Annotated in this window: 9 protein-coding genes; 5 read left to right on the forward strand and 4 right to left on the reverse strand. The window is 70.0% G+C overall.

Translation table 11 applies throughout. From position 1 onward, the window contains the following. Positions 1-167 precede the first annotated feature (167 nt). Positions 168-2912, reverse strand: coding sequence for a SpoIIE family protein phosphatase (locus tag ABT123_RS20400; RefSeq protein ID WP_351316361.1), 2745 nt, complete (start codon positions 2910-2912; stop codon positions 168-170). Between the two features lie 110 nt (positions 2913-3022). Here ABT123_RS20400 and ABT123_RS20405 point away from each other — a divergent pair, with 110 nt between their 5' ends. Together ABT123_RS20405 and ABT123_RS20410 are read left to right on the forward strand one after the other, a co-directional pair. Further along, a complete protein-coding gene (locus ABT123_RS20405; protein ID WP_351316364.1) occupies positions 3023-3610 on the forward strand; it encodes a hypothetical protein in 588 nt (195 codons plus the stop codon). Continuing rightward, complete coding sequence (locus ABT123_RS20410) at positions 3607-4425, forward strand: DUF5995 family protein (RefSeq protein WP_351316367.1); 819 nt, start codon at positions 3607-3609, stop codon at positions 4423-4425. The genes ABT123_RS20405 and ABT123_RS20410 overlap by 4 nt, the downstream gene beginning before the upstream one ends. 8 nt (positions 4426-4433) lie before the next feature. On the opposite strand, the gene ABT123_RS20415 is transcribed toward ABT123_RS20410, so the two are convergent. Both ABT123_RS20415 and ABT123_RS20420 read right to left on the reverse strand, forming a co-directional pair. Then, a complete protein-coding gene (locus ABT123_RS20415; RefSeq protein ID WP_351316370.1) occupies positions 4434-5834 on the reverse strand; it encodes a hypothetical protein in 1401 nt (466 codons plus the stop codon). Between the two features lie 11 nt (positions 5835-5845). Further along, positions 5846-7564, reverse strand: a complete 1719-nt coding sequence (locus tag ABT123_RS20420) for a thiamine pyrophosphate-binding protein (RefSeq protein ID WP_351316373.1) — start codon at positions 7562-7564, stop codon at positions 5846-5848. Positions 7565-7678: 114 nt separating this feature from the next. Here ABT123_RS20420 and ABT123_RS20425 point away from each other — a divergent pair, with 114 nt between their 5' ends. Beyond that, on the forward strand, positions 7679-10534 hold the full coding sequence (locus tag ABT123_RS20425) for a peroxidase family protein (protein WP_351316376.1): 2856 nt from the start codon (positions 7679-7681) through the stop codon (positions 10532-10534). Here ABT123_RS20425 and ABT123_RS20430 read toward each other — a convergent pair. Next, entirely contained in the window at positions 10531-10986 is a 456-nt protein-coding gene (locus ABT123_RS20430; RefSeq protein WP_351316379.1) for a YbhB/YbcL family Raf kinase inhibitor-like protein, read from the reverse strand. The genes ABT123_RS20425 and ABT123_RS20430 overlap by 4 nt on opposite strands. A 252-nt stretch (positions 10987-11238) precedes the next feature. Between ABT123_RS20430 and ABT123_RS20435 the strand changes: the two genes are divergently transcribed. Further along, complete coding sequence (locus tag ABT123_RS20435; RefSeq protein WP_351316382.1) at positions 11239-12069, forward strand: PP2C family protein-serine/threonine phosphatase; 831 nt, start codon at positions 11239-11241, stop codon at positions 12067-12069. 69 nt (positions 12070-12138) lie between these two features. Next, positions 12139-13107, forward strand: a complete 969-nt coding sequence (locus tag ABT123_RS20440) for an MASE1 domain-containing protein (protein ID WP_502971002.1) — start codon at positions 12139-12141, stop codon at positions 13105-13107. The last annotated feature ends 13 nt before the right edge of the window (positions 13108-13120 follow it).

Consider the following 13120-nt stretch of genomic DNA (forward strand, 5'->3'; position numbering starts at 1 on the left):
AGGGGCACCGCCGTGAGGGCCAGGAGGGCGGCGACGGCGGCTGTCCGGAGACGGGGTGCGGCTGGTGCGGCCACAAAGGCTCCATAACGGGCGGATATCTACCGATCGTGCCCAGCGTACGTGCGGCAGCCTCGCCGGCGCAGTCCCGGCACGGTCCCGGCGCGTGCTCAGAACGCCTCGTCGTCCCAGGCGGCGAGCAGCGCCGCCCCCAGGTCCTCCCCGGCCGGGGCGGCCTTGGCCTGGAGGGCCTGCTCGCTCCAGATGATCTTTCCGCGGGCGGTGTAGCGGGTGCCCCAGCGCTCGGCGAACTGGGCGACGAGGAACAGACCGCGGCCTCCCTCGTCGGTGGCCTCGGCCCGGCGCGGGTGCGGGGAGGTGCTGGACCCGTCGGAGACCTCCAGGATCAGGCTGCGGTCGTACAGGAGCCGTACCCCGATGGGTTCGGTTCCGTAGCGGATCGCATTGGTCAGCAGTTCGCTGAGGATGAGTTCCGTGGTGAAGCCGATGTCCTCCAAGCCCCAGTCCGCCAGCCGGCGGGCGCAGGCGTTGCGCACCGGGGACACCGCCGCCGGATCGGCGGGCACCTCCCACTCGGCGATCCGCGCGGGGTCCAGCCGGCGGGTGCGGGCCACCAGCAGCGCGATGTCGTCGTTGTGCCCGGTGGGCAGCATCGCGTCGATCACCGCGGCGCAGGTTTCCTCCGGGGTACGGGCCGGCCCGGCCAGGGCGGCGCCCAGCACCGCCAGGCCCGCGTCCAGGTCGCGCTCGCGGCTCTCGATCAGCCCGTCGGTGAAGAGCGCCAGCAGGGCGCCCTCGGGCAGGGTCAGCGTCGCGGTCTCCATGGGCATGCCCGCGCCCAGGCCCAGCGGTGGCGAGACCGGCAGCTCGGGGAAGGACACCGTGCCGTCCGGGTGGACGACCGCGGGGCCCGGATGGCCGGCGGTGGCGGCGGTCACCTGCCCGGAGACCGAGTCGTAGACGGCGCACAGGCAGGTGGCGCCGGTGATCCCCAGCCACTCCTGGTCGCCGGTGCCCTCGTCGGTGTCGATGTGGGCGACCAGCTCGTCCAGATGGCTCAGGAGCTCGTCCGGGGGCAGGTCGAGGGTGGAGAAGTTGTGCACGGCGGTGCGCAGCCGGCCCATGGTGGCGGCAGCGTGCAGACCATGGCCGACGACATCGCCGACCACCAGGGCCACCCGGGCGCCGGGCAGCGGGATGACATCGAACCAGTCACCGCCCACCCCGGCCTGGGCGGGCAGATAGCGGTGGGCCACCTCGACGGCGGACTGCTCCGGCACGCCGCGGGGCAGCAGGCTCCGCTGCAGGGTGACGGCCATGGTGTGCTCGCGGGTGAAGCGGCGGGCATTGTCGATGGACAGCGCGGCCCGGGCGGTCAGCTCCTCGGCGAAGGACACGTCCTCGTCCTCGAAGGGCGGGGAGGGCTGTACTCGCCAGTATCCGACCATCCCCAGCAGCACGCCGCGGGCCCGCAGGGGGACGGCGATGAAGGAGTGGAGGCCGTGGTCCAGCATGAGCCGGGCGCGGGCCTGGTCCTGGGCCCGCCAGTCGTGGGTGGCGGTGAGGTCCGTCTCCAGGACCGCATGGCCGCCGGCCACCCCGATCGCCATGGGACTGGTGGGCACGAACCGGATCAGCTCGCCGACGGGGTAGAGCCCGGGGTCGCCCCGAAGGCCCACGGCGGCGGTGCGGCGCATTTCGGTGCCCGGCTCGGGCGGCTCCTCGCCGCGCAGCACCGGGTCCAGCAGGTCGACCGTGGCGATGTCGGCGAACCTCGGGACCACCACCTCCGCCAGCTCCCCGGCGGTGCGCTCCACGTCCAGCGTCGTTCCGACGTGCACCCCCGCGTCGTAGAGCAGCTTCAGCCGCTCCCGGGCCACCTCGGCCCGGCCGGTGAGTGCCCGCAGCTCGGTGGTGTCCCGCAGGGTGACGACGGTCCCGGCCTGCCCGTAGGGGTCGGTGGGCCGGATGTTCACCGCCAGCAGCCGGTCCGCCGCCATGTGCAGCTCGTCGGTCGCGGAACGGCCCGATGCGATCGGCTCGGCGATCCCCTCCTCCAGCCCCAGATCCGTGACGGGGCGCCCTTCCGCGTCCGCCGGCAGATCCAGCAGCCGCCGCGCCTCGTCATTGGCCAGCAGCAGCCGTCCGCCGGCGCCCACGATCAGTACGCCCTCCCGCACCGCGTGCAGCACCGCGTCGTGGTGCTCGTACATCCGCGTCATCTCGGCCGGTCCCAGGCCATGGGTCCGGCGCAGCAGCCGGCGGCTCACCAGAGCCGTCCCGCCCGCGGACAGGGCGAGCACCCCGGCTGCGGTGCCGAGGACGACCGGCAGCTGCCGGTTCACCATGCTCTGGACGTTCTCGACCGTGACCGGGGAAGAGACGATGGCGATGACCGAGCCGTCGGCGGCCTTGACCGGGACCACCGAGACCACGGACCGCCCCAGGGACCCTTCGAAGGTCTCGGTGAAGGATTTGCCCGCTGCCGCCTTGGAGAAGGGGCCGACGACGTGCTTCCCGATCTGCTCCGGGTTGCTGTGGGTGAGGGTGACCCCGTCGAGGGAGTACACATTGATGCCGTCGACCCCGGCGATCTTCCGGGCTGCCTCGGCGCTCGGCTGGAGCACCGCGCTCGGATCGGGGCTGCGCAGGGCCGCGTCGATTCCCGGAGAATTCGCGAAGGTTCCGGCGGCGGCGAGCGTACGGTTCCGGGCGTCCAGCATGCCGGCGCTCCGGGCCTGCACCACGAGCGCCACCACCGCGGCGGCGACGAGAAGCACCACGACGGCCAGCTGGAGGAGGAACACCTCGCCGGCCACGCTGCGCACGCTCAGCAGAGAGGACAACCGCTGCGGCCGACGCGCCGCCCAGCCCTTGGGGGGCAAAGCGCTCATACTCCATCTTCCAACCTCCCCGGGCCGTCTGCAGCGGGGAGCGACCGTGGCGGAGGGACACGCCCGCCGGTTACGTTCCGTGCGCACACCCGCTGGGTAGACTACGCAGGGTGACGAACAATGTCGGCAGCACCCCGTCCAGTACCCCGTCCCGCTCGGATGCCCCCAGTCACATCTACTACTTCGACGTGGGGGCCGGGACCTGGCACGGGGAGTTCACCTTTCGGGTGACCTCCTGGGACCGCTTCCGGAACACCGCCGGCATCGGGCTGCTGAACCGGGCGCTCGTCGTCGCGATGGCCCTCACCCAGCGGCTGACCGGCGCGGCCCGGCTGGAGTCGACGATCGTGGCCAACCCGTCCGCGGGCGCCTTCGGTGTGGCCGACAACGTGGTCAGGATCTCCAAGTTCGGCGTGACCCTGTACCTGATGAAGGAGCGCTATGTGCTCGCCCCCGACGGCAGAGGCGTCACCGTAGAGGCGAACGAGCAGTACACCCCCGTGCCGCGCATCCTGGCGCGGAAGTTCACCTACCCGGCGGAGATCCGGCCCTCCGGCATGGAGTCCGTCTACCACCTGCCGGTGCTGGGCAGCCCCTGGACGGCGACATACCAGGTGGCAGCCGACCGGCAGAGCCTGATGGGGGAACTCGTGTGCGACTGGGCGAAGGCCACGGAGACCGCCCGTCGGGTTTCATGACGGGGGACGCCGCTGCCGTTGCCGCCGAGAAGGTCGCCGGGGTCGCCGAGGAGCTCGCCGCCCGTGTCCACCGGTACGACGCTCTGCGGGACCACCGCGCGGTGTTCGCCTACGCCTACTTCCGGCTCACCTCCGACCTCGCCGCGGGCCTGCGTACGAACAACCCGCCGTTCAGGGCGCCCGAGTGGGTCGCCGACCTGTCCGTCTCCCTCGCCGCGGCCTACTTCACGGCGATGGACGCCATCGACACCTGGCAGGGCCCCGCCCCCGATGCCCGCCCCGGCGGCGAAATCCACTCCGCCGACCTTCCGGAGACCGTCCCGCAACCGTGGCGGGACGTCTACGCCGCCTCGACCGTGCGGCACTCCTACGTCTTGGAGGAGGTGCTCTTCTCCATGATGGCGCACATGTCCTACGACCTGCCGCTGGCGCTGCGGGCCCTGGCCGTGCACGGGGACGTCCACCACCGCGTCGCCGACTTCCACCGCATGAACGAGCTTCTGGCCCGCTCCATCGACGGGGTCCAGGACGAGATCGCCACCCGCTACTGCCGTCGGCTCCGTTCGCTGGACCGCTGGTTCACCCGTGACGACGAACTCTTCACCAACTACGGGATCCGGGTCGCCCGGGGTCTGGCCTGGTTCAACTGCGACAGGCTGCTGGATCCGGCTGCGAGTGCCGGGGCGATGGGTTCCATCAGCAGGTCCACGGCCGCGTTCATCGCCGAGTTCCGCTCCCCGGACGACTGGAGACGCCGGTACGCCTTCCGGGTCCTGCGGGCCTTGGTCCCTTCCCGTCGGCGGTGGCCCGGCTGAGCCGGACGCTAGGCAGCTCCGTGCCAGTATTGGTCGTGCGTCCGGTGGGCCTCGGTCAACCCGTCGCGGAAGTACCGTTCGTAGTAGCCGTTCTCGATGTGATGGGCCTGCAGCCACACGCCCGGTACGTGGATCGTGTCGCAGTGTGCGGGGAACCGCCCGTGGGTCTTGTAGATGTAGGTGCAGATGTCCCGCGTACAGGCGATGACGTCGGCGGAATAGTCGCTGGCCTGGTGCAGGTACTGGCTGCCGAACTCGCCCCGGTAGATACGCGCGAACAGCCCTGTGTCGGCGTAGATGCCTGCCGGCCCGAACTTGCCCGCCACGACGGCGTCGACCGCCTCGGCCATGCTGCCGTAGTTGGGCGGACACATGGCCTTGATCAGGTGCTCACCGTTGTGCCGCAGGCCGACCGTGGTCGCCCGCAGGGTCGAGTAGCGCGGGAGCGGCACATGCCAACGCAGGAGGTCCGCCGGCCTCCAGCGCGGGGTGGTCCAGTCGAAATCGAGCATGGGACCGTAGGTGGGACGGAACTTCGGGTCCCCCAGCAGGATCGACGGGGCGATCGAGGCGTGGATCCAGGCTCCGAGACCCATGGCGTCGGCGGTGAGCATGAGGTTCTGGAGCAACAGATCGGCCTCGATCTGCGTACGCATGGCCCAGATGAAACCCAGCGGCAGCTTGATGTCCTTGTTCAGGAATCCCGATTTGACCCATTTGCCCACGCCCGCCGAGCGGTAGAGATTCCGGTCGTCGACGATCGCCGGCCGTGCCCCCTCGGGCTGAGTCAGCAGGTACATCAGCCCGTTGATGTACTGCCGTGACAGGTCCACCACCGGCAAGAGGATGGTGGTGCCCGGGAGGTTCGACAGGAACCGGTTCGAGTCGAGGTAGGCGGGGAAGTCCCGCTTGCCTTCCGGCACGTCGATGCGGTGGTCGAGCAGCTGCACCTTCGCCTCGGCGGCACGCGAGCAGAGGGTCTCCGCGTCGAACGCCGCCGCCCCGCCCTCGGAGCCTTCGGGCGGAGGGGGCAGTCTGCGCAGGAAATAGGTGCCGGTGTCGTTGATCAGGAAGAAGTGCGTGCCCTGGGCGTTGTCGGGACTGCCCGCGGTGCGGCCGGCCATGTGGAGGTTCGGTTTGGCCATGATGGGCTTGCCGTCGCGTGGGTCGGCGAAGGGGCGGTCCGGCATGGTGAGGCCGGAGCAGCCCGTCATGGCGATCAGGATGGCCTCTTCGAGCTCGGTCAGCGGGACGCGCGGTTCGGTGGAGGCCCAGCTCAGGGAACCGGCCTCGACCGAGCTGCCGCGGCTGACCCGGTGGGTGCGGCGACGCCAGATCGACGTGAGCAGCGGACGGTTCACCAGGGCCTCGAACCCGGCACGGCTGTCGCTGTTCCGCGCGTCGTTCATCTGCTGTCCCTTCACGCTCCCTGTCCGTTGCGCAAGCGTGCCTCGATGGCCTCGACGAGGCCGGCGATCACACCGTCGGGGGAGGGGCTGTAGTGGGGGACGGCCCAGCGCGTGATCCTGGCGTCAATGAGGGAGGGCCGGCCGGAGGCGAGCGCTTCGCGGAACGCCTTCTCGAACTCGTCCAGCGTCTCGACGCGGTAGCCATCGGCGCCGCACGCCTGCGCGTACGCGGCGAAGTCGGGGTTCTGGAACTCGACAAGCGCGGTCTCTCCGTAGGTGACGAGCTGGAAGAGTTTGATCAGCTTGAATTCCTGGTCGTCGAAGATGATCCAGATGACCGGGATGTCGTTCTCGACGGCGGTCATCAGCTCGAAACCGGACAGCGAGTAGCACCCGTCACCGCAGCCGACGACGACGGTCCGTTCCGGATGCGCGACCTTCAGGCCGATGGCGCCGTTGATGTGGCCGGCCATCGGTCCGAACGAGCCGGCCTTGCGGAAGTTCTGGCCCTCCTCCAGCTCGACGTAGTAACCGAGCCAGGCGAGATGTGCGCCCGCGTCGGCGAGCAGCACACCCTGCGGGGGCAGCATCCGGCCGATCGACTGAGCCAGCTCCCCCGGATGGATCTTCCCTGTCTGGTGCGTGATGGGCCGGGCCTCGTAGTCCCGGCCGGCCACGTCGACCGCCGGGGCCTCGCCGATCCTCTTCTCCAGTGCTTCGTGGAGGGCAGCCACCCCGAGGCGCGCATCCGAGTGCAGCGCATGGTCGGGCCGGTAGGCCTTGCCGAACTCGGCCTCGGAGATGTTCACATGGACAAGCACCTTGTCCTCGAAGAGGTCTTCGCGGTAATTGAACGTGGCGTGCTGATTCAGGGAGTTGCCGACGCACAGCACGACGTCGGCCTCACGGAATGCCTTCCACGCGCTGGAGTGTCCGCTGTCCGCGAAGACGCCCACCGAGAGCGGGTGGCCCTCGGACACGATGCCCTTGCCGTCCAATGTGGTGAGCAGGGGAATCCGGAACCTTTCGATGAATTGCCGGACCTCCGCTCCCGCTCCGCTGCGGATCGCCCCGAATCCGACGAGGGCCACGATGCGCTTGCGCCGGGTGAGGGCGTCGGCCAGCATCGACGCGATCTCCTCCACGCGGGCCGGATCCGGGACGACCGGTTTGACGTCCAGCCGGAGGGGCCGGAAGTTCGTCACCTCGACCCCGCGGTGGGTGAGGTCCTCGGGCACGTGGATGTGCACCGGCCCCGGCCTGCCCTCGAAGGCGATGTTGACGGCCTCCTCGAGCACATCGCAGGTGTCGGCGGCGTCGGTGAGCAGGAAGGACTTCTTCGTCGTGGCCGCGAACATGGCCCGGGAGTCGGGGGTGCGGTTCATGCCCGAGGTTTCGTTGAGCGAACCCCATCCCTGCCATTCCCGTGAGGCGTATCCCGAAACCGCCAGCACGGGGTAGGAGTCGGACATCGCCACGGCCAGTCCGGAGAACAGGTTGAAGGCACCGGGCCCGGCCGTTGCGAAGCAGAAGCCCAATTGGTTCGTGTACATCGCATAACCGCACGCCATAAAGGACGCGGCCTGCTCATTCCGCGTCATGACCGGCCGGATCTGCTGCGAATGCTTCAGCGCCACCATCAGGCCGGCGGCGTTTTCTCCGGCACCACCGAAGGCGGCCCGTACTCCGAGGCCTTCCAGCCCTTTGACTATGGCTTCGTAAACCCTCATCGGCGTTCCCCAGACGTCCCCCCGTATGGGCGAATGACGCCTTCCGGAAACAGTTTGCACCCGTCTGCTGTGTTCCGCGCGACGCGGCCGTATCACCGAGTCAGAGTTGCTCACATGGTCGAGACCAGGCAGTACGAGCGCTACGTGGGCGGCACCCCGGAGGCGGAACGGCTCATCTTCGAGCGGCTCGCCACCGAGCTCATGCGGGTCCAGCTCAAGTCCAGAAAGCGCAGTGGCGCCGCCGACATCGCGCGGACGTTCCACGCCAAGGCCGTTCTCGGCGCCGAGAACGCGCGGCTGACCTTTGCCGACGACCTGCCACCCGACCTGCGGACCGGCTTCGCCGAACCCGGCGCCGAGTACCCCGTCACCGTACGGCTCTCCAATGCGAACGGCTCCCGGCAGTCCGACCACGCCCCCGATCTGCGCGGAGCGGCCCTGCGCATCGCGGCCGGGCCCGACGAGACGCACGACCTGCTCATGACGAGCTTTCCGGTCTCGCATGCGCGCAACGCACGCGAGTTCGTCGAATTCGCGAAGGCCATGGCAGGCGCCGACTCCACACCGCGCAAAGCCCTCGCGCTGTTCGTCACCCTGCCGCTCGCGGTCGGATGGTCCACCGCCGCGCGCATGCGGCGCAACGTGCGCGCAGGTACCAGCCGCACCGCGCACAGTCTGGCGCTGGAGACGTACTGGAGCCGCGGCGCCATCCTGTGGGGTGACGCAGGGCCGGTGCGCTATCAGCTGGGCCCCGCCGACGGCACTCCGCCGGCCCCCGCCCCCTCCGGCACCGACCCCGACTACCTGAACCACGAGCTGGCACAGCGCCTGAAGACGGCGGACGTGGTCTTCCACCTGTACGTCCAGCGCTACCTGGATGCCCGCCGCACACCCGTCGAGGACGGCGCGGCCGAATGGAAGGAGGCGGACACCCCACTCGTACAGGTGGCGACGCTGACCATCCCGCGCCAGGACATCACCTCCGCCGAGGCCCGCGCCTCAGCCGCACGGGTCGATCTGCTCGCCTTCAACCCCTGGAACACCACGGAGGAGTTCCGGCCCCTCGGAAACCTCAACCGCGCACGCAAGGTCGCCTACGAGGCCAGCAGCGCCCACCGCCTCGGCCACCGGTTCGCCACCGTCGAGCCCCGACGCAACGCCGTACTGGGCGTGCCGCTGCGCGCCGCCTTCCACGGCCTCAACCGAATCGTCCCCTGGCACCGGCTGCCCACCCGCCTCGGCCTGCTCAACCTCATGGCCTTCCGGCAGAAGCTGCGCCAGAACAACCTGATCGACACCGAAGTCCGCGAGGCCCCGCCCCGGGCCCAACCCGTACCCGAGCCGATCGACGACACCATGCTGCTCGCGCGAAGCTACGACGGCACCTACAACGACCTGTCCGCACCGAGGATGGGCGCCGTCGGATCCGCCTTCGGCCGCAACCTCGCGCCCGTCTACCAACCAGAGCTGTTCGACGTCCCCAACCCGGTCACCGTCAGCAGGGAACTGCTGCACCGCGACGCCTTCATCCCGGCACGCTCCCTCAACATCCTGGCCGCCGCCTGGATCCAGTTCCAGGTGCACGACTGGGTCAACCACAAGCGCTACCCCTTCGGCACGAAGACCGTCGAGGTACCCCTCCCTCCCGGTGTCACATGGCAGAACACGCCGGGCGGACGGCCCGAGAAGGTCATGCGCTTCGCCGAGAACGAGGGGCTGGCCCCGGCCGACGGCAAGGGTCCGCCGATCCTCTTCGGCAACGTGGCCTCCCACTGGTGGGACGGCTCCGAAATCTACGGCGGCGACAAGGCCACCGCGATGTCGCTGCGCGAGCCGGGCGGCGGTGCCGCACTGCGCCTGGAGGACGGCCACCTGCCGATCGGGCCGGACGGCCTCCCGCTCACCGGCTTCGCGGAGAGCTGGTGGTACGGCCTCAGCACCATCCAGACCCTCTTCGTCCGCGAGCACAACACCGTGTGCGAGGCGTTGCGACAGGAGTACCCGAGGCTGGACGAGGACCGTGTCCACCACACGGCGCGACTGATCGTCTCGGCTCTGATCGCGAAGATCCACACCGTGGAGTGGACTCCCGCGATCCTCGCCACCGAAGTGATCGACATCGGGCTGAAGACCAACTGGCAGGGGCCGCCGAAGAAATGGCTCGAACAGCTGGGCCTGTGGCTCTTCGAGGCGCACTCGCTGACCGGCATCCCCCAGACCCTGCCGGATCACCATGCCGCCCCGTACTCGCTCACCGAGGACTTTGTCACCGTCTACCGCATGCACCCGCTGCTCCCCGACGACTACGAGATCGTGGACCACCGGCTGGGCCGGCCCCTGCACACCCTCGGCTTCAACGACGTCCAGGGCGCCGCTGCGGAACCCCTCATGCGTAAGACCGGCCTGGCCAATTCGCTGTACTCACTGGGCATCGCCCATCCAGGCGCGATCACTCTGCACAACTACCCCCGGGCCCTGCAGGCGTTCGAGCGGGACGGCGAGATCATCGACCTGTCCGTGGTCGACCTGGTGCGAACCCGGCGCCGCGGGGTACCGCGCTACAACGACTTCCGGGCCGGTCTGCGCAAGCCGCGCGTGCGGCGGTTCGAGGACGTGTCCTCCGATGCGGAGACGGTGGCACGCCTGAAGGAGGTCTACCGCGATGTCGATCAGATCGACACCATGGTCGGTCTCTTCGCCGAGAACCCGCCCCAGGGCTTCGGCTTCAGCGACACCGCCTTCCGCATCTTCATCCTGATGGCGACCCGCCGCCTGCAGAGCGACCGTTTCCTCACGGTCGATTACAGGCCCGAGGTGTACACCCCCTTGGGGCTCGACTGGATCGAACGCAACGGCATGACCAGTGTGGTGGCACGGCACTGCCCGGAGCTGGCGGGCCTCCTGCCCCGCACGGGCAGCGCGTTCGCACCGTGGCGACTGGCCACGGCGAAGGGAGCCGCAGGCTCCTAGAGCCGCTGGTAGGTGCCCATGAGGGTGCCGGTCGCGAGCACCGTGCCCTGCACGGCGCTGTGCACCGCCTCCACGCTGGGCCGGTCGCTCAGCCGGGCGGGGTGCGACAGCGCGTACAGACGGAAGAAATAGCGGTGCGGCCCGTGCCCGGTCGGCGGCATCGGCCCGCCCCAGCCCACCCGCCCGAACCCGTTCGGCCAGGACCGCCCGCCGTGCGGCTCCCGGCCCTCCTCCACCCCGCCGGTCCACGGATCGATACCCGTGACCAGCCAGTGCAGGAAGGCGCCGCCGGGCGCGTCCGGGTCATCGCACAGGATCAGCAGCTCCACCGTCCCTGTGGGTGCGGCCGTCCAGGTCAGGGGCGGCGAGAGATCCTCCCCCTCGCCGCTGTACCGGCGGGGGATCTCCGCGTGGTCGGCGAAGGCGGAGCTGGTCAGCCGAATTCCGCTCATGGCCGCCGCCCTACCCGCCCCTGCCGCCCCCGTACCGCCCCGTTCCCCGGATCAACCCGACCGGCCGATCCCTGTCCGCGGCCACGCGGAAGGTGGGGTCGTCGCCCCTGCCGCGCGCGGCAGGGGCGTGTGCGGCCCAGGCCCGCCCACAACCGCACCCGGCCCGCGGTCCAGCTGGTTCACCCCTGTGGAGGCACGTGGCAGCAGCGGCTAGGGTGAGGTGAGGAGGCCGCGGGAGAGCCAGGAGCCGTGATGCGCGGACACCGTCCCGAGCCGCCCGACAGTGTGCAGGAACTTCTGGTCGCTCTCGGGCAGCTCGTCGATCAGGCCCTGGAACGGATGGAGTACCAGCGGGCCCGGGCCGAGCTGGCCGTGGCCTTGCAGCGGCATATGCTCCCACCCGCGCTGCCGGAGTTGCCCGGGCTGCATCTGGCCGCCAGGTACGCGCCGTCGCGCGGCGGTCTGGAGGTGGGCGGTGACTGGTACGACGCCTTCGTCATGCACGACGGGTCACTGGGGCTCACGGTCGGCGATGTGCAGGGTCACGATGTGGAGGCCATTGCCTTCATGGGGCAGGTGCGTACCAGCCTGCGCGCCCTCGCGCAGACGACGAGTGACCCCCGAGAGGTACTGGGCCGCGCCAACAATCTGCTGATCGCCATGGGGTGTGGCCTCTTCGCGACGTGCTGTTTCCTTCGTTTCGACCCGGTCAGCCGCGATCTGACGGTCTCCAGGGCCGGCCATGTCCCGATGGTCTGGGCCACGGCCGGAGGCCGTCATGGCATCGCACTCGACCGCGGCGGGCCGCCGCTCGGCATCGTGCCGGGTGAGCGGTATCCGGTGACCCACCGGCGTCTGACCGAGGCAGGGGTGCTCGTGCTGCTCACCGACGGGGTGGTGGAGGGCCCGCACTACCCGATGGAGTCCGGTCTGGCCGAGGTGGTCAAACTGGTGCGCGCGGGGTTCGACGCCGATCCCGACGTGCTGGCCTCCGCCGTCGTCAAAGTGGCCGACCTGACCGGACACCGCGATGATGCCGCGGTTCTCGTCGTCCGCTACGACGGACCGCAGGAGCCCGCCTGACCGACGGGTGTCGCTGGGGTCGCCGGTGGCGGGATCTGAGTACAGACTGCTGTCGTGCGCAGCGCAGAGATGGGTCGTCTCGGGTCCACCTCTCTGCGCATCCTTGCCGTCGCCGCCGTCTACTACGGGGCCGCCCAGGTCGGCCTTGCCCAGCAGCTGGTGCGTGACCAGGTCACCCCCCTGTGGCCGCCGACCGGCGTCGCGCTGGCCGCGCTGCTCATGATGGGGATGCGTGTCTGGCCGGGCATCGCACTGGGCGCGTTCCTGGTCAATGTGTCCCTCGGGCCGTCGTTGATCGCCGTACTGGCCATCACCGTGGGCAACACGCTGGCGCCGGTCTGTGCCTGTCTGATGCTGCGCAGAGCCGGGTTCAGGAACGAGCTGGACCGCCTCCGGGACGTATTGGCGCTGGTCTTCCTCGGCGCGCTCGCCGGAATGTTGATCAGTTCAACCATCGGCAGCGGTGTCCTGGTCCTCTCCGGAGCGCTGGATGCGAGCCACTTCTGGCCGACATGGTCGGTGTGGTGGACCGGTGACGCGATGGGAATCCTTGTCGTCACACCCTTCCTGCTCGTGCTGCGCACGGCCCGGTGGCCGTCCCGGGCCGGGCCCGGCCGATGGATCGAGGCGGTGGCGCTGGCGCTCGGCACAGTCCTCGCCACGCTCTTGGCGACCCGCACGCCCGGATCGAACCTGCTCTTCCTCGTCTCGCCGTTCTTGATGTGGGCGGCCTTCCGCTTCCGGCTGGCCGGCGCAGCGCCGTGTGCCCTGGCCGTGTCGACGCTGGCGATTCTGGCTGCCGCCGGCGACCAAGGCCCGTTCGTCGGCGAGGACGTCTTTGCCAACATGGTCACGCTCCAGGCCTTCAACGGCACGACCGCGCTGACGGCTCTCCTTCTCGCGGCCGTCATCACCGAGCGCGACAGAACGCATGAAGAGATCAAACGGGTCTGCGCGCGGCTTGCGGAGGTGGTGTCCCAGATGGAGCCGCGGCCCGACTCGTACGAGTACCCCCCAGAGAAGCACCCACCGCCATAACCCCGAACATGCG

The organism is Streptomyces sp. NPDC002054, assembly GCF_040296685.1.
Classification (GTDB): Bacteria; Actinomycetota; Actinomycetes; order Streptomycetales; family Streptomycetaceae; genus Streptomyces.

Coding starts and splice junctions, on each gene's coding strand:
- ABT123_RS20400 (WP_351316361.1), bottom strand. CDS start 2,912: ATGAGCGCTTTGCCCCCCAAGGGCTGGGCGGCGCGTCGGCCGCAGCGG.
- ABT123_RS20410 (WP_351316367.1), top strand. CDS start 3,607: ATGACGGGGGACGCCGCTGCCGTTGCCGCCGAGAAGGTCGCCGGGGTC.
- ABT123_RS20415 (WP_351316370.1), bottom strand. CDS start 5,834: ATGAACGACGCGCGGAACAGCGACAGCCGTGCCGGGTTCGAGGCCCTG.
- ABT123_RS20420 (WP_351316373.1), bottom strand. CDS start 7,564: ATGAGGGTTTACGAAGCCATAGTCAAAGGGCTGGAAGGCCTCGGAGTA.
- ABT123_RS20425 (WP_351316376.1), top strand. CDS start 7,679: ATGGTCGAGACCAGGCAGTACGAGCGCTACGTGGGCGGCACCCCGGAG.
- ABT123_RS20430 (WP_351316379.1), bottom strand. CDS start 10,986: ATGAGCGGAATTCGGCTGACCAGCTCCGCCTTCGCCGACCACGCGGAG.
- ABT123_RS20435 (WP_351316382.1), top strand. CDS start 11,239: ATGCGCGGACACCGTCCCGAGCCGCCCGACAGTGTGCAGGAACTTCTG.
- ABT123_RS20440 (WP_502971002.1), top strand. CDS start 12,139: ATGGGTCGTCTCGGGTCCACCTCTCTGCGCATCCTTGCCGTCGCCGCC.